The sequence below is a fragment of the Agitococcus lubricus genome (assembly GCF_003051055.1).
In the GTDB taxonomy this organism is placed as follows: Bacteria; Pseudomonadota; Gammaproteobacteria; order Pseudomonadales; family Moraxellaceae; genus Agitococcus; species Agitococcus lubricus.
Genome location: NZ_QAON01000011.1, coordinates 38,876 through 56,417, shown reverse-complemented (window position 1 = coordinate 56,417; position 17,542 = coordinate 38,876). Strand labels below are relative to the sequence as shown.

14 protein-coding genes, 1 tRNA gene and 1 pseudogene are annotated in these 17,542 nt (G+C 42.3%); 5 read left to right on the top strand and 11 right to left on the bottom strand.

All coding sequences use genetic code 11. The features are described from left to right. Positions 1 to 257: 257 nt before the first annotated feature. The 4 genes from C8N29_RS11280 to C8N29_RS11260 all read right to left on the bottom strand — a co-directional run bounded on the left by C8N29_RS11280 (position 258) and on the right by C8N29_RS11260 (position 3,742). Positions 258 to 333 (bottom strand) — tRNA-Gly (locus C8N29_RS11280). Positions 334 to 440: 107 nt separating this feature from the next. Next, positions 441 to 1,004, bottom strand: a complete 564-nt coding sequence (gene pgsA / locus C8N29_RS11275) for a CDP-diacylglycerol--glycerol-3-phosphate 3-phosphatidyltransferase (RefSeq protein WP_204509340.1) — start codon at positions 1,002 to 1,004, stop codon at positions 441 to 443. Positions 1,005 to 1,238: 234 nt separating this feature from the next. Next, the gene (gene uvrC, locus C8N29_RS11265) at positions 1,239 to 3,050 is read right to left on the bottom strand and encodes an excinuclease ABC subunit UvrC (RefSeq protein WP_107866164.1); all 1,812 of its coding nucleotides are present in this window, start codon (positions 3,048 to 3,050) and stop codon (positions 1,239 to 1,241) included. 41 nt (positions 3,051 to 3,091) lie between these two features. Next, the gene (locus tag C8N29_RS11260) at positions 3,092 to 3,742 is read right to left on the bottom strand and encodes a response regulator (protein WP_107866232.1); all 651 of its coding nucleotides are present in this window, start codon (positions 3,740 to 3,742) and stop codon (positions 3,092 to 3,094) included. A gap of 485 nt (positions 3,743 to 4,227) precedes the next feature. Between C8N29_RS11260 and pbpG the strand changes: the two genes are divergently transcribed. Continuing rightward, complete coding sequence (gene pbpG, locus C8N29_RS11255) at positions 4,228 to 5,481, top strand: D-alanyl-D-alanine endopeptidase (protein ID WP_204509339.1); 1,254 nt, start codon at positions 4,228 to 4,230, stop codon at positions 5,479 to 5,481. A 137-nt stretch (positions 5,482 to 5,618) separates the two neighbouring features. Then, positions 5,619 to 6,167 (top strand): YecA/YgfB family protein, encoded by a 549-nt coding sequence (locus C8N29_RS11250; RefSeq protein ID WP_107866163.1) that lies wholly within the window; start codon positions 5,619 to 5,621, stop codon positions 6,165 to 6,167. A 61-nt stretch (positions 6,168 to 6,228) separates the two neighbouring features. On the opposite strand, the gene trhO is transcribed toward C8N29_RS11250, so the two are convergent. Continuing rightward, complete coding sequence (trhO, locus tag C8N29_RS11245; RefSeq protein WP_107866162.1) at positions 6,229 to 7,116, bottom strand: oxygen-dependent tRNA uridine(34) hydroxylase TrhO; 888 nt, start codon at positions 7,114 to 7,116, stop codon at positions 6,229 to 6,231. Between the two features lie 201 nt (positions 7,117 to 7,317). Here trhO and C8N29_RS17425 point away from each other — a divergent pair. Continuing rightward, positions 7,318 to 7,485 (top strand): annotated as a pseudogene (locus tag C8N29_RS17425) (DUF1289 domain-containing protein); the annotation flags it as partial. Positions 7,486 to 7,836: 351 nt separating this feature from the next. Here the strand turns inward: C8N29_RS17425 and C8N29_RS11235 are convergent. After that, on the bottom strand, positions 7,837 to 8,547 hold the full coding sequence (locus C8N29_RS11235) for an Lcl C-terminal domain-containing protein (protein ID WP_170106968.1): 711 nt from the start codon (positions 8,545 to 8,547) through the stop codon (positions 7,837 to 7,839). 111 nt (positions 8,548 to 8,658) lie between these two features. Beyond that, a complete protein-coding gene (locus C8N29_RS11230) occupies positions 8,659 to 9,243 on the bottom strand; it encodes a DUF1285 domain-containing protein (RefSeq protein ID WP_239987104.1) in 585 nt (194 codons plus the stop codon). 251 nt (positions 9,244 to 9,494) lie between these two features. Here C8N29_RS11230 and C8N29_RS11225 point away from each other — a divergent pair, with 251 nt between their 5' ends. After that, positions 9,495 to 11,132, top strand: coding sequence for an electron transfer flavoprotein-ubiquinone oxidoreductase (locus C8N29_RS11225; RefSeq protein WP_107866159.1), 1,638 nt, complete (start codon positions 9,495 to 9,497; stop codon positions 11,130 to 11,132). A 46-nt stretch (positions 11,133 to 11,178) separates the two neighbouring features. Here the strand turns inward: C8N29_RS11225 and C8N29_RS11220 are convergent, their stop codons facing one another. From C8N29_RS11220 to C8N29_RS11205, 4 genes are all read right to left on the bottom strand, one after another. Then, entirely contained in the window at positions 11,179 to 11,688 is a 510-nt protein-coding gene (locus C8N29_RS11220) for a 3'-5' exonuclease (protein ID WP_107866158.1), read from the bottom strand. Between the two features lie 348 nt (positions 11,689 to 12,036). Next, positions 12,037 to 14,205, bottom strand: a complete 2,169-nt coding sequence (locus C8N29_RS11215) for a malate synthase G (protein WP_107866157.1) — start codon at positions 14,203 to 14,205, stop codon at positions 12,037 to 12,039. Between the two features lie 57 nt (positions 14,206 to 14,262). Next, positions 14,263 to 14,715, bottom strand: coding sequence for a peptidase associated/transthyretin-like domain-containing protein (locus tag C8N29_RS11210; protein WP_107866156.1), 453 nt, complete (start codon positions 14,713 to 14,715; stop codon positions 14,263 to 14,265). A gap of 85 nt (positions 14,716 to 14,800) precedes the next feature. After that, positions 14,801 to 15,805, bottom strand: coding sequence for a LysR family transcriptional regulator (locus tag C8N29_RS11205; RefSeq protein ID WP_107866155.1), 1,005 nt, complete (start codon positions 15,803 to 15,805; stop codon positions 14,801 to 14,803). Between the two features lie 128 nt (positions 15,806 to 15,933). On the opposite strand from C8N29_RS11205, the gene C8N29_RS11200 reads away from it, so the two are divergent. Continuing rightward, positions 15,934 to 17,529, top strand: coding sequence for an isocitrate lyase (locus C8N29_RS11200; RefSeq protein ID WP_107866154.1), 1,596 nt, complete (start codon positions 15,934 to 15,936; stop codon positions 17,527 to 17,529). Positions 17,530 to 17,542: the final 13 nt, after the last annotated feature.

Below are 17,542 nucleotides of genomic sequence, written 5' to 3'. Positions count from 1 at the left end.
CGAAGCTAATAGTTATTCTATTGGCAAGTTTTGTAACGCAGAATGAGTCAATTTTTAACGCAACCCACAGGGAAAGAGCTATTTTTTGAGGTTACTTCGTTGCTCATCGCTTATTTGGAATAACCAAACTACGCGATTCACGCCTCGTATCCTCTAAAAAACAGTCTCTTTCGCAACCACAATCAAAACGTCAACAGACCCTATACTAGCACGCCAAACAAAAAAGCCGACTATAAAGTCGGCTTTGATGTATAATTTGGAGCGGGAAACGAGACTCGAACTCGCGACCCTAACCTTGGCAAGGTTATGCTCTACCAACTGAGCTATTCCCGCATTCGTGGACGGCGATTTTAGAGTTTTTTTTCTGTTCGTCAAGCATCCTTTTTGAATTGTGCATTTTTTCTCAATTATATGCACACTTTTCAATCACTTAGCTTGAATTAATCAGCCTTACTTAAGTCTGGCCATGCCGCTTTGAGATAAATCAACATCGACCAAATAGTTAATATCACCGCAATATACAGCAAAACATAACCGATACGGTCTAGTAGCGGGTGTTGCACCAATAAAATGGCAATCGCACTCATTTGGGCAGTTGTTTTCCATTTGCCAATCGCTGAGACAGCCACATTTGCTCGTTTGCCTAACTCTGCCATCCACTCACGTAAAGCCGAAATTGTAATCTCACGCGAAATAATCACAATGGCAGGAATCACAACCCAAATCGTAGGCTGATTTTGTACTAAAATGACTAAAGCCGCCGCCACCATCAATTTGTCAGCAACAGGGTCTAAAAAGCGGCCAAACGCAGAGCTTTGGTTTAAGGCACGCGCCAAATAACCATCAAACCAATCGGTAATCGCCGCTAAGACAAACACCCCCGCAGTTAAACCATGTTGCCACGGAAAGGCAGGTAAATATGCCAATAAGACCAAAACAGGAATGAGTAACACACGCATGATGGTCAAGATATTGGGGATATTCCATAAGTGTTTATTTGCCAAAAAACGTGCTCCTCGTCAAATCATGAATACAACAGGGGCTCTGTTGTCGCTGACTGTCTCTAAGATTAAAGCCAAACCACAAATTGTCTTTATTTTTTGTCTAACAAGAATGGTATCACAATCACCATCAGAAAAGATAAATTTAGGTATTATTGGCTATGAGACCCTCGCGGTTACACAAGCGATTGCTTGCGCTCAGGTCTATCGTCGGGGACGACTATCTCTCATGTACAGTCAGTGTAAGACCTGATAAATCGTTTCTGCCAGCGTTGTGCCGATGCCCGACACAGAAGCCAGCTCCTTAACGCTGGCTGTTAATACCCCTTGTAAGCCACCAAAATGATTTAATAAGTCACGACGACGTTTAGCGCCTAATCCAGGAATAGCTTCTAATGGGGAGGTTTTACGTGCTTTATCACGTTTAGCACGGTGTTTAGTAATCGCAAAACGATGCGCTTCATCACGGATATATTGAATTAAGTGCAAAGCAATCGCGTCGGGCGCTAACTGAATGCTGGTCTGGTCGGTAAAATGTAGTGTCTCTAACCCCGCTTTTCGCCCTTCGCCTTTAGACACCCCCATCATGAGCACGTGTTGAATATTCAAACTACCTAATACACGTTTGGCCTGCGCTAACTGTCCCTTGCCCCCGTCAATCAACAAAATATCAGGTAGCGGACTGTCTGCGGTGACTTTACTAAAACGGCGCGTTAGCGCTTGTTCCATCGCGGCATAATCATCACCTGCGGTAATACCTTTAATTAAGTAATGCCGATAATCGCGTTTACGTGCCCCTTGACTATCAAACACCACACAAGATGCCACCGTTGCTTCGCCTTGCGAATGACTGATATCAAAACACTCTATACGCTGCGGAACAGACTCCAGTGCCAATAACTGCTGCAATGCTTGTAAACGGGCAGAAATTTGTACTTTATTGGCTAATCGCGCTTTTAAGGCTTCTTGGGCATTGAGTTGCGCCAAAGAAAGCCATGCTGCGCGGTCTTCTTTGACACGGTACTTTAAGACTAATTTTTGCTGATAGGATTGTAATAAGGCATTTAATAAAGCCTCTATTTCATCATTTTCTAAACGGTGACTGATGATAATTTCTTGTGGCAGGTCACGTTCTTGTTGCCAATAAAAGCTGGCCAAAAATTCGGCCAATATACGTTCTTCTTCGATTTCCGTGGTTTCAGGAAAATAACTTTTACTGCCTAAAATACGTCCACCACGCACAAACATCACTTGTACACAAACTAGGCCTGCCTGTATAGCTAAAGCAAAGATATCGGCTTCACCTTGCTCACAATACGCCGCTTGTTGTGCTTGTACTTGACGTAATGAGGCTAGCTGGTCTCTATAAATCGCTGCGGCCTCGAAGGCTAATTCTGCGGAAGCCTCCTCCATTTGTGCAATCAACCGCTGTTGTAATTCGGAATTTTTACCCTCCAAAAAATGCACCGTGTTTTGAATATCTTTTTGATAATCTTCGGGACTAATTAAGCCCACACAAGGGGCACGGCAGCGTTTAATTTGATGCTGTAAACACGGTCTATCCCTGTTTCTAAAGGTACTGTCTTCACATTGTCGCACTTGGAACAAGCGTTGTAATAACAGCAAACTATCGTGGACGGCTTGACTATTGGGATACGGTCCAAAAACACGGCCTGCTTTGATGGTTTGTTTGCCACGCTGCCAACTAATTCGAGGATAGGGTTTATCGGCTGAAATAATAATGTAAGGATAAGATTTATCATCTCGTAATAAAATATTAAAAGGCGGTTTGAGGGTCTTAATTAGCGTTTGTTCTAGCAATAAGGCTTCTGTTTCGGAACTGGTAATCGTCAACTCGATATCACAGATTTTAGCGACTAATGCTTTAGTTTTTGGGTGGGTGATTGTTTTATGGAAATACGAACTGACGCGATTTTTGAGTGATTTAGCCTTACCCACATATAACACATCGCCCATCTCACCTAACATTTTGTAGACGCCTGGTAAGGTGGGTAAGGTTGCTAATACGGCAGATACTTTATCATTCATAACATCAGTAGGCGGAATTATTTGACGATTATAGCCTAGGTTTAGGCTTTATCGCCTTGTACAAAACCAAAACGAATAGCTAAATGGGTGAGCTTAACATCGCTATCAATCGCCAATTTTTCATAAATACGATAGCGATAGGTACTGATGGTTTTGGGACTAACAAATAAACTATCGGCAATTTCTTGACTACTCTTGCAATTCACAATCATCATCGCGACTTGCATTTCTCGTTCCGATAATAACTCAAAAGGCGATTCAGTTTTTTTGTCTTTTTCTAACCAATTATCTGCAAGTTGTGAGGCAACATCGGCACTCAAATAACGCTGGCCTGAAGCAACTCTACGAATAGCCGTTTCCATTTCTCTAAAATCGGTACCTTTGGTGATATAACCCAAAGCACCTGCTTTGAGAATACGTGAGGGGAATGGCTCTTCTTCACAAATTGTCACCACCAAAATCCCTAATTGCGGAAAGAGTTGTGCGAGTTTACGTGTCGCCTCAATACCGCCTATACCTGGCATTTGTACATCCATCAGAACCACATGGGGTTTTAGGGATTTCACCAACTTAATAGCATCTTCGCCATTACTTGCTTCGCCAACCACATTGATGTCTGCTACATCAGACAGCATACGATTCATGCCCATGCGGACTAAATCGTGATCATCAACGAGCAAGACTTTAATCAAAACGCACCCCATCACACTAACTAAAACAATCAATAAGCGTCTTTCATGGAAAAAGACCGCGTCGCACACGCATCTAATTGCAAAAACACTATAATATAGGCAACAAGCAGGTTACAATTATAAAATAAGCACAGAAAAAAAACCGTATTTTTTAGGGTCAAATTGGCTTGAAAATACACATATAAGAACTACACTCATTATATAAACAATCATTTTGTTACAAAATCTTCTAATGAGTTGTCATGGACTTTGCATATCAATAAAAATAGTCCATGCTAGTGCTTTATTTTCAAGGATTTAACAATAATGTGACCGCTTTTGTATCTGTATGATAAGAAATGCTGCATTATTGTGCTAATCATCTCAATAAATGGTTAATAGCAGGACGCTTTATACAGAGGTCATATTTCCTCTACTTTACCAAGCTGGTGGCAACTACCCTATCGCCACGAGCCCTTCGTTTTTTTATAAAATGGGTTGCTATTATGATAAATGTTCGCCCTGCACTGTTATCGTCCTTAGTGTTAGGTTTAATGCTGGCCTTAACTCCTGTGAGCCACGCCGTTGCAAAAGAGCAATCAGAAAAACAAACGGTCAAGCAAGTCAAAGAGGCTACCAATAAAAAGGCAACGGCTAACAAAAAATCTAATAAAGCCGATAAAGCCAAAGTAGCTGCTAAAGACAAAAAAGCTAAAAAAGAAAAAGAGCTGGCTAAAAACAGCAAAAGCAAAACGAATATCGCAAAAAAATCTGCTAAAACCGATAAAGTTGCTAAGCGTGTGAGCAAAGCCGAACGTGAGGCATTACGTAAAGAACGTACACGCGAGCGCTTAGCCAAAGTTTCTCGGACGGGCAAAATTGCAAAAGCGGCTAAATATGCTGCTAAACCTGTAGTCATTGCATCTGCGGCTACAGCTACTGCCATTGCATCTGCTCCTGCAGTTGCTAATGTCCCCAAAGCGAATGTCATTCAACAAACCCCTAATGCGGTGAGTGCGTTAAATGTGGAGTCTAGAGCGGCTTTAGTCATGAATGCCGAAACAGGCGAAGTGCTTTACTCCAAGAATACCGAACAATCGATGCCAATTGCCTCTATTACGAAGTTAATGACTGTCATGGTCGTATTAGATGCACACCTGCCCTTAGACGAACCTATTACCATTAGCGAAGAAGACATTGACCGCTTAAAAAATACCACCTCACGCTTGAGTGTGGGTACCGTTTTATCGCGTGCAGAACTGATGTTGTTGGCTTTAATGTCTTCAGAAAACCGTGCGGCTTCTGCCTTAGCCCGTAGTTACCCTGGTGGCACTGCGGCGGCGATTGCGGCAATGAATCGTAAAGCAAATGCTATTGGCATGAAAAATACGCACTTTTATGATGGTACAGGTTTAAGTAGTAGCAATATGGCCTCTCCTAAAGATTTAGTAGCCATGGTAAAAGCTGCGCACAGTTATCCGTTAATCCGTCGTTTTTCGACTACTTCTGAACATGCTGTTGCTATTCGCGACCGCGTTCAGCAGTTTCATAATACCAATTCTTTGGTTAAGAATCCTGATTGGCAAATTGGTGTCTCTAAAACAGGATATATCAATGAAGCTGGCAAATGCTTAGTCATGCAAGCCAAAATCAAAACCACGCCTGTTGTGATTGTCTTAATGGACTCTTGGGGTAAATACACACGTATTGGTGATGCGCAACGTGTGAAAAAGTGGCTAGAAAACGTACCCGTCCAATAATTAATCTCGCCTTTACACATAAAAGCCTCTACCCTTGTTAGAGGCTTTTTTATTTTTTGATACCTAGAGTCTGTTGACGTTTTGATGTGGTTGCGAACACGCAAAATATCAGCAGCTCCTATATTTGCTGAGAGCGAATGGAAATGCATGAACGTTACGCATTGTCTGAACAGACATTAAATCAACTCGAAGATTATCTCGATAGTGAAGATAATGAGCATGGGCTAAATTTTTGTGGCACGCATGGTTTTTTGTGCGCAATCACTGTGGGGCCAACTGTAGCGCAACATACGTGGCTGGATGTATTGTTTGAAGGCGAAGTGGCCACTGACATTGTTCCCGATTTACTTGCATGGCAAAAAAGCATTCATGCGTTGTTATACCATGAAGAAACGGTACGCCCACCTTGTGAGCTGATGGTTGAGCAAGAAGAAAACGACCTGACCGATTGGTGTATCGGCTTTATGGAAGGTATGTTAAGTAACGAAGAGGCTTGGTATGCGCAACATGAAGATACGATTATCGAACTCACATTGCCGATAGTGACTATTAGTGGCTTAGTCGAAGATGACGAGCTCAATAAAATTCGACGTAATCGGAAATTGTTGCAGCAACTTGCACGTGAAATTCCAGAAGTGCTGACCGAACTCTATTTATTTTTTCATGCTCCTCAAACCCCACATTAAACAGAGCTGTTAAGCTATTGCATATAAGAGACTGTCTTCATGCAGTCTCTTATCAAGTAAATTAGCTGTTTGCTGTTTGCGCCTTATTTTTTTGACTTTGCCGCATACGAAAACGTGCTTTTTGTTGTTCTGAGGTTTTATCAAAACAATATTTACAGCTCACGCCTTCCTCATAGTGGCTATCTAATTCATCACCTGCCATCAGTGGATGACCGCAGCCAAAACACATCCGTGTACGCCCCAAATCTACACCATGACTCACACCGACCCGTTTATCAAAAACAAAACATTCTCCCTTCCATAAACTTTGTTCAGGAGGAATATGCGCTAAATAATTCAAAATCCCACCTTTAAGATGAAAGACCTGATTGAATCCCTCTTGCAATAAATAACTGGTAGACTTTTCACAACGAATGCCACCTGTACAAAACATGGCAATCTTTTTATCTTTAGCGTCTTTTAACTGAGTAGCAACGTATTCTGGAAACTCACCAAAACTCTTCGTTTGAGGGTCAATCGCGCCTTCAAAAGTACCCGTCATAAATTCATAGTCATTACGGGTATCAATAATTAAAACATCAGGTTGTTGAATAAAATCATGCCATTGCTCAGGCTCTAAATAAGTGCCTACTTGCTCACGAGGATTCACTTCGACGCCTAAGGTCACAATTTCTTTTTTGAGCTTCACCTTCATTTTTTTAAACGTGTGCTCTGGTGCAAAGGATTCTTTGTACTCCATACGGTCAAACCCTTGTGCAACGAGAAACTGTTGTAAGCTATCAATCGCCTGACGACTTCCAGATACCGTACCATTTATCCCTTCAGGTGCAACGATTAAGGTACCTAAAATAGCTTGTTCTCGACAAAACTGTTTGAGTGATGCTTGCAACATAGGTGCATCATCAACCACTTTAAATTGGTACAATGCAGCAATAACAATCACATCCATAAATATAACCTTTTACATTAAACATTGGCTTAGCGCTTACAGCCCGTCAGCCCTTTACAAAGGATTATACCAAATACTCAATATCATATAGATGGCAAAAGTATGATAATCCAATGCTGATATATGGGTATCGTATTGACTTCATGTGGCCATCCGATAATAGTGTAACGTGTGACTCACTAAGCGACTGACTAACCCCATATGACATTTTCTACATCTGTTTCTACACCCTGTATCGGTCTATGCTCTACGGTCTTTGGCGATAGCGTTTGCCGTGGCTGCATGCGTTTTGTACATGAAGTCATTGATTGGAATCGTTACAGTAATGAGCAAAAACAGGTGATTTGGTACCGATTAGACGAGCATCTGCATATAATTCTGCCACAATTTGTAAGGATTTACGACCCTCGTAAAATCTTTCAATCTATTGAGCGTTATCAAATTCCACAAAAAAGTCGAGATTTATGGCGCTGTGTATATAATTTAATCCGTTTTCAGGATAAATGCCGTATTGACTTCAAGGAGTGTGGATTTAGTCTTAAAGAAGGGGCGTCACTTGTGGCAATAGATCAGCAACTACATCAACTGTCTATGGCTTATTATGAAAGGAGTTTTGTGAGGGCGCAGTATTTTCATATAACCCACCAAGAATAAATGAGTGGCTAATAATAAACAATTAGATTAAATAGTCTACCCTACGTTGTTATTCGATTATCCACATCAGTTTTTCTCCTTCACTAGCCGCACATACAAATTATTACTTTTAGGTGCGCCATACGTAATACTAATCGCAAAATATGCAATCACTGCTTTATTACTCTCCTCTTTAGCTGTATCACTTGACCAATACCAAGTATAGGCAGGTAACTGCTGGAAATAGTTTTTATTTAAATAAATAGGAACTAATTCTTGATGGTGAAATAAGCCAAAAAATGCGGTTTTATCAATGGCAAACCACGGGTGTTGCTCTGGTTGCTCGGTAATTAAACTGGCTAATTGTGTCTTCGTCGGTACATGCCAGCCTTGTTGACCACACAATCCGCCCTGCTCAGCAACACGTATTTGATAAGATTGAATATTACATTGTGCTAATGTTTGACCACACGTACTGCCCAAAGCGCGCTCAGATTGATAATAATGGCGGTCTAGATAACCTTTGACTTCTGACTGGTCGTTGTACCATGTGTATTGCCAATCTTTATCACGCAAGCCATTATCATCGGTTTTTTCTTCCCACAACAAACCCGTTTGGTGGTCATACACACACGTCCATACATTGGCTTCGTCTGGCAACACATCACCTTGTTGGTCTATTTTAAGGTAGCGCTTTGCATTTTTAGTAGCAACTTCTGCATAGTCCGCAAAACTGGCTGCTTGCACAGCCGTAGAGAAACACAGGGCTAATCCGAGCACACTTCCATACTTTGTCATAATGACTCCCATTATTTTTGTTTTTACCTTTTTAAGTTTTTAAGCCTTCATCATCTCATGAAGGCGACGTTATCTTTATAGCGCAAAGAGCCTCTCATTTCGATACGTTTATTATTCGGATGCAATGCTAAAGTATTGTCCTGCACTACTCACCGCATAACAAGGTTGCCCGTCGACTTCTTCAATCGTTGCCCAATCTACTAACTGATAGAATACATTTCGTGCAATTAGCGCATCCAAATTGTCTCTCACACGTAAATAGGGTCTAGGCTCACCCGTTGCATCATAATTTACCCATAACGGATGGTTGGCATCCACAATCACGCGCTCTTCCGTTTGAGTCGTAAAACATAAATAGGCGACACCTGCCTCATATAAACGTTCTACCTGTGTAGCCACAAATGGCGCATCTTCCACATTAATACGGTATTTTTCGACAGGGGTCACTAAGTAATAATCGCCATCTGCTTCGCGTCTTAAAATCGAACTAAACATTTTCACCAAGGCTAAACGGGTAAATACACTACCTTGATAAAACCATTCGCCATTTTTTTTAATCTGTATATCAATATCACCTGTGAATGGAGGATGCCATTGATGAATCGGTGGCCGCGGGCGTTGGCTTGAGTCACTCGTGACTGTTAATAAGCGTTCTATCGTCGCAGAATCCATTTTTATCTGTGAATCTTGGGTCATAGCAAACATTTCCTATTTTTTGTCGAACAAAATATCGTATAAATGATTGGAGTTTGTATAGTGTGCTTTTATACTACGCGCGTCTAAAAATTGGCTTTGCTGTTTTGTCATCAGATTTACTTGAGTGTGACAATGACTACTGAATACGCAAAGTCTAAACTGTTTATTAATTAAGGATTTAAGCATTGTGCCTAAATCCTGCTTTTCCCCCTACTCTGAGCTGTGAGGAGATTATCGTGGAAAGAGAAGCAATGGAGTTTGATGTCGTCATCGTTGGTGGCGGCCCTGCTGGTTTATCTGCAGCCATTCGTCTACGCCAATTAAGTATAGAATCTGGACATGAGATTTCTGTGTGTTTAGTAGAAAAAGGCTCTGAAATTGGTGCCCATATTTTATCAGGTGCTGTTTTTGAACCACGCGCACTCAACGAACTTTTCCCAAATTGGAAAGAAGAAGGTGCTCCACTCAATACGCCTGTCATCAAAGACGAAATCCATTTGTTATTTAACGAAACTCGTAGCAAGTTAATGCCAGATTGGGCGGTACCTAAAGCGATGCATAACGAAGGTAACTATGTTATCAGCTTAGGTAATTTAGTACGTTGGTTAGGTAGCAAAGCCGAAGAATTAGAAGTCAATCTCTTTCCAGGTTTTGCGGCTTCCGAGATTTTATACCACGAAGACGGTAGCGTAAAAGGTGTCGCAACGGGCGATATGGGTATTGCCAAGAATGGTGAGAAAAAACATTCTTATACGGCAGGTTACGAATTACACGCCAAATATACATTATTTGCCGAAGGCTGTCGTGGTCATTTAGGTAAGCAGTTAATTAGTAAATTTGAACTCGATAAAGACTGCGACCCACAACATTACGGTATTGGTATCAAAGAACTTTGGGAAATTGACCCTGCCAAACATAAAGCAGGTTTAGTATTACACGGTTCTGGCTGGCCATTAAGCGAGTCTGGTAGTGCGGGTGGTTGGTTCTTATATCATGCCGAAAACAATCAAGTGACATTAGGTTTGATTACCGACCTCGCGTATAGCAACCCTTACCTATCTCCCTTTGATGAAATGCAACGCTGGAAACACCATCCTGTCATTAAGCATTATTTAGAAGGTGCTAAACGTGTCTCTTATGGTGCACGCGCCATTATTAAAGGTGGCTTAAATTCCTTGCCTAAGCTCACATTTGCGGGCGGTTGTTTAATTGGTGATGATGCGGGCTTCTTAAACTTTGCTAAAATCAAAGGCTCTCATACCGCCATGAAGTCGGGTATGTTATGTGCTGAAGCCGTGTTTGAAGCCTTAAAAGACGGTCGTGAAGGCCATGATGAAGTGACGACTTACACCGAGAAATTTGAAAATTCTTGGCTATATGAAGAGTTACACCGCTACCGCAACTTTGGCCCAGCCATGCACCGTATGGGCTTCTTAATGGGCGCAGCGTTTAACTTTATCGACCAAAACATTTTGCCGAGTGGTTTCCCATTCACTATCCATGACAACAAACCAGACTACGATTGTTTAGACCGTAAAGATTTGGCGCGTAAATTGGAATATCCAAAACCTGACGGCAAAATCAGCTTCGATAAATTGTCGTCTGTCTTCATTTCGGGTACTAACCACGAAGAAGACCAGCCGATTCATTTACAACTCAAAGACCCTAGCATTCCAATGAGCAAAAACTTGCCCTTGTATGACGAGCCAGCACGTTTATATTGCCCAGCAGGCGTCTATGAGGTGGTCTCTTTGGCGGGTGAGCAACGCTTACAAATTAACGCGCAAAACTGCGTACACTGTAAGACTTGTGACATTAAAGACCCCTCTCAAAACATTAATTGGGTCACACCAGAAGGCGGTGGCGGGCCAACATATCCTAATATGTAAACCCACTCCCGATAAAGGCCGCACTTGCGGCCTTTATTTTTGACACCTATGATGCATAGGACTGCTGTGCCGCTATCACAATACGAGCACAGGCTTCGGCATCCGAAGCAGCATGATGATGTTGTAAAGGAATTTGCAAAAACTGACAGACATCCGACAACTTGGTTGGTCTGATATTCCATACCTGCCGCGCAAGCTGTACGGTACAGGTATAAGGCAATATCGGCGCTTGTACGCCTGCGGCCAAACAACAGGCATTGAGTACGCCACGGTCAAAGCTGGCATTATGTGCGGCAATAAACTCAATATCCATAAACTCTGCGGCTAACTGCGGCCATAACTGAGCAAATGTGGGTTGGTCTTTGACATCTTGCCAAGATAAGCCGTGAATATGGCTAAACCAAACTCGCGGTCTCGGTGGACGAATCAGATGATACACTCGTTTGACTATGTGACCTGCACTCACCCGCACTAAACCAATCGCACACGCACTGTCTCGACCATTATCAGCCGTTTCAAAATCAAGAGCGACAAAGTTAGCAGCTAAATGACGCATAGATAAGTCCCCTATTGACTTGTCAATTTAATGGCCTAGGGTCTGTTGACGTTTGGCGTGTGAGATAAGAATGGACTCAGGCAAGGCACAAAACGCAGTTAATAGTCGTTCTATTGGCAAGTTTTGTCACGCAGAATGAGGCAATTTTTAACGCACCCCACAGGGAAAGAACTATTTTTTGAGGCTACCTTGTTGTTCATCACTTAGTTGGAATAACCAAATCACGTGATTCACATCGTGTATCCTCTAAAAAATAGTCTCTTTCGCAACCACAATCAAAACGTCAACAGCCCCTAATGTCGACATAAAAAAAGGGGAGCAAAATGCTCCCCTTTTTTATCGTGTAAATTAACCCGCAATTTTTGCTTTTAATTCACGACGACGACGGTGTAAGACTGGCTCAGTATAACCATTTGGTTGAGCACAACCTTCAAATACTAACTCTTTAGACGCTTGGAAAGCCACGCTGTCATCAAAGTTGGGTGCCATTGGTTTGTATAATGGGTCATTAGCGTTTTGACCATCAACCACAGAGGCCATACGTTGCATAGCTTCTAACACTTGTTCTTGTGTACAAATACCATGACGTAACCAGTTAGCTACGTGTTGGCTAGAAATACGCAAGGTTGCACGGTCTTCCATTAAGCCAATGTTGTTAATATCTGGCACTTTAGAACAACCCACACCTTGATCAATCCAACGAACCACATAACCTAAAATGCCTTGGCAATTGTTATCAAGTTCATTTTTGATTTCTTCAGCAGACCAATCCGTATTTTCTGCTAAAGGAATAGTTAAGATGTCATCAACATTAGCACGAGCACGAGACTTTAATTCGTCTTGGCGAGCAAACACATTGACTTTATGGTAATGCATAGAGTGTAAAGTCGCGCCTGTTGGTGATGGTACCCAAGCCGTATTTGCGCCAGCCATTGGGTGGGCAATTTTTTGCTCAACCATGTCTTTCATTAAGTCTGGCATGGCCCACATGCCTTTACCGATTTGTGCTTTACCTTGTAAACCACACGCTAAACCGATATCAACGTTCCAGTTTTCGTAGGAAGCAATCCATTTCGCTTTTTTCATGTCAGCTTTACGAATCACTGCACCTGCTTCCATAGAAGTATGGATTTCATCACCCGTACGATCTAAAAAGCCCGTGTTAATGAACATCACACGATCTTTAGCAGCACGGATACATTCTTTGAGGTTAACCGTGGTACGACGCTCTTCGTCCATAATCCCCATTTTTAAGGTATTTTGTGCTAAACCTAAAGCTTCTTCTACGCGCGTGAAGATTTCGTTAGCGAACGCCACTTCTTCTGGGCCGTGCATTTTTGGCTTAACAATATACACAGAACCTGTGCGTGAGTTTTTGCGTGTGCCATTGCCCAATAAATCGTGTTTTGCAATCAATACCGTCACTAAGGCATCCATAATGCCTTCTGGAATTTCTTCGCCTTTATACAATACGGCTGGGTTAGTCATTAAATGACCGACGTTACGCACTAATAATAAAGAACGACCATGCAACGTGAGGCTGCCACCATTTAACGCAGTGTAAGTACGGTCGGCATTCATGGTACGAGTTAAGGTTTTGCCACCTTTTTCGAAAGATTCAACCAAGTTGCCTTTCATTAAACCCAACCAGTTGCCATAGACTTCAACTTTGTCTTCAGCGTCAACGGCAGCCACAGAGTCTTCACAGTCACAAATAGTGGTTAACGCAGACTCAATTACTAAATCTTTGATTTTTGCTGGGTCTTGTTGACCAACAGGATGATTGCCATCAAATTGAATATCAATGTGCAAACCGTTGTTTTTTAATAAAATGCTAGTTGGCGCATTAATATCACCAGCATAACCCACTAACTTTTCTGGGGATGCTAAAGCAACTTTACTACCATCTTTTAAGCTAACTTCTAATGCACCATTAACAATAGCATAAGCGACGGAATCGGCATGAGAGCCAGTTGCCAAAGGTGCGGCTGTGTCTAATAAAGTACGCGCATAAGCAATCACTTTAGCACCACGAGCTGGGTTGTAGCCTTTGCCTTTGTCTGCACCACCTTCTTCGCTAATCACATCGTTGCCATACAAGGCATCGTATAAACTACCCCAACGCGCATTAGCTGCGTTTAAGGCATAACGCGCATTTTTAACAGGCACAACTAATTGTGGGCCAGCAATACGGGCAATTTCGTCATCTACGTTTTGTGGGTTAACGCTAAAATCCTCGCCTTCAGCCACTAAATAACCAATTTCAGTTAAAAAGGCTTTATACGCAGCGAAGTCAAAATTTGGATTAGCACGATGCCATGCATCAATTTGCGCTTGAATGGCATCACGCTTGGCTAATAACGCTTTGTTTTTTGGCATTAAATCAGCAACAATCGCCTCAAACTTTGTCCAGTAATCATCAACGCTGATACCTGTTCCTTCAATCGCTTGATTGACAATAAAATCATACAATTCTTTAGCAATCGCTAACTCACCACGTTGAATACGTTCGGTCATGTTGTCACCTTAAATTAAAAATGCATCACACAAGCGTGATGTCTGACAAAGTTACACTTAGGGTTGCGAAGTCTCAGCAGGAGACGCTAATGGCGGTATTATATCTGTTGCTTGCGCGTTTAAAGTCACTGATTTTTGGTCAGCTAACTTCCACATCGCGCCCGTTAGCGGGTCAACAATCAAAAAGCCGATTGCGCCGCCAATGAAGATATTACCCAAATACCACGGATTTACGCCCGCTTGCATGACGGTATGGTGGGGCTGATAACCCGATAATTCAAAGTCAAGCGTGTAATCGCCCGGGCCGAAATAACCTTTACCAGATGCCAGAGTCACCGTAAAAGGGGTTGTCCCTTTATGTATGGCAACACCGTGTTTATCTTTGATGAGCACACTTGCGCCCTGCGGCTCCGAACGAATGGTGACGGGATAGCTAGATTTACTGACTATACTGGCACAACCGCTCGTCATTAAAACCATCATGGCTGCTGTGATCTGGTAATGCTTCATGCGGGTGTAGTTCCACTTAAAAACGGCGCATTGTAACGAAAATCCTCATGGGTTGCTATTTATCTACTCACTGTTTTATGGTTTTTTAATCCTCAAATCGCCCCATCATTTGTTGTAGCGCTAATTGTCTATCGGCTTGCTTACGTTCTTCCTCAATTAACTGGCGCGCAACAAATAAAATCAATTGTCTTAACCAACGATGGGCAGGATGATGATGCAACAACGGACACCATGCCATTTTTAATTCAAACTCTGGAATATAAAATGGCGGGTCTTTAATCACTAAACGCGGATTTGTGGCTTGCAGTTTAGCAACGCGTGTTGGCAAAGTCGCAATTAAGTCCGCATTAGCGGCCAATAAAGCGGGCATTTGGTAATGACGTGTAAATAAACTGATTTTACGTTTTTTACCTAAACGGGCTAAGGCTTGGTCTATCCACCCTAAGCCCCCTGACTTTTCTGGATTGACACCAAAACCCACGCCCATACCTGTTTTACTCACCCAAATATGTTGTGCTTCTAAATACGTTTTTAGATTAAAATGGTCAACAATCGGGCTATCGCAATGCAATAAACAGCTAAAACTGTCTCGCCACACCAAGACTTGATGAAAACTTTGCGGAATCTCGTTAAAACGGTTAATTGCCATATCGACTTTACCCTGCTCCATGTCACGATAGGACACGTCTGAGGGCGTTAAAAAATCTAACACCACATTGGGTGCTTCGGAACGCATCGCTTTAACCAGCGCAGGAATTAACGTTGCCTCCGCATAATCAGACGCCATGATTCTAAAGACACGGTTACTCGTCAGTGGTCTAAACTCAGCACGTGGCTCTAAAATTTGACTTAAATCCCCTAATACTTCCCGAATACGCGGTTGTAATTCTAAAGCGCGTTCAGTCGCGGTCATGCCTTCACTGGAGCGAATCAATAACGGGTCATTAAATAACACACGCAAACGCCGTAAAATATTAGACATCGCAGGTTGAGTGACACCTAACTGCTCCGCCGCACGAGTGACATTTTTTTCACGCAACAACACATCTAAATGAGTGAGCAAATTTAAGTCAACACGCTCAAGATTCATAAAATAAATACCGAAGATTAAAATGATAAATTAGCTAAATTATGACATAAACTTTACACTTCGGACATTCTTAAACAGATGAATTCTATTTATCTGTTTATCTTTCAACCCAATCATAGGAAAGCATTATGGCAACCTATCAAGCCGCTCTTGAGCACGTACGTGCTGTTAAAGCAAAATTAGGCAATACTTGGGGCGCAATTCACCCTGAAGACGCAGCTCGCATGATTATTCAAAACCGTTTCCCAACCGGTTTAGAAATCGCTAAGTACACTGCTGCTATTATGCGTAAAGATATGGCTGCATACGATGCTGACAGCAGCAAATATACTCAGTCTTTAGGTTGCTGGCACGGTTTTGTTGCGCAACAAAAAATGATTGCCAACAAAAAATACTTTGGTACAACTGAACGTAAGTACATTTACTTATCAGGTTGGATGGTTGCTGCATTACGTTCTGAGTTTGGCCCATTGCCAGACCAATCTATGCACGAAAAAACCGCTGTGCCAAAATTAATCGAAGAAATCTACACCTTCTTACGTCAAGCTGACGCAAAAGAATTAAACGATTTATTCCGTGCTTTACAAAAAGCTGAAGATGCTGGCGATGCAGCTAAAGTTGCTGAAGTGACTGCTAAAATCGACAACTACGAAAGCCACGTTGTGCCTATCATTGCTGACATCGACGCTGGTTTCGGTAACGAAGAAGCCACTTACTTATTAGCGAAGAAAATCATTCAAGCGGGTGCTTGTGCTATTCAAATCGAAAACCAAGTATCTGACGCTAAGCAATGTGGTCACCAAGCTGGTAAAGTCACTGTTCCACACGAAGACTTCTTATCTAAGATCAATGCTGTTCGTTTCGCATTCTTAGAATTAGGCGTTGACGAAGGTGTTATCGTTGCCCGTACTGACTCTGAAGGTGCTGACTTAACTCAGAAGATCCCAGTTGTTAAGAAAGCTGGCGACATCGCTTCTCAATACATCAGCTACTTAGATACTAAAGAAATTGATATCTCTGAAGCTCAAGACGATGAAGTGTTGATTAAACGCAACGGTAAATTACATCGTCCAACACGTTTAGCTTCTGGCTTGTTCCAATTCCGCGAAGGTACACAAATCGACCGCGTGGTTTTAGACTGTATCAGCAGCTTACAAAACGGCGCAGACATGTTGTGGATCGAAACACCAACACCAAACGTTGGCGAAATCGCTCACATGGTTAACCGCGTGAAAGAAGTTATTCCTAACGCTAAGTTAGTTTATAACAACAGCCCATCTTTCAACTGGACTTTAAACTTCCGTCAACAGGCTTATGACCGTTGGGTTAAAGAAGGTAAAGACGTTTCTGCATACGATCGCGCTAAGTTAATGGACGCTAAGTATGACAACACAGAATTGTCTGCTGACGCTGATGAAAAAATCCGTACGTTCCAAGCTGACGCTGCTCGTGAAGCGGGTGTATTCCACCACCTCATCACGTTACCAACCTACCACACCACTGCATTACATATGCACGAGTTGTCTAAAGGTTACTTCGGTGAAATGGGTATGTTGGCTTATGTTGCTGGCGTACAACGTAAAGAAATCCGTGAAGGTGTTTCTTGCGTTAAGCACCAAGCAATGGCTGGTTCTGACATCGGTGACGATCACAAAGAGATTTTCTCTGGTGACAACGCATTGAAAGCTGGCGGTACTGCCAACACGATGGGTCAATTCTCTTAATAATAAGAGCAAA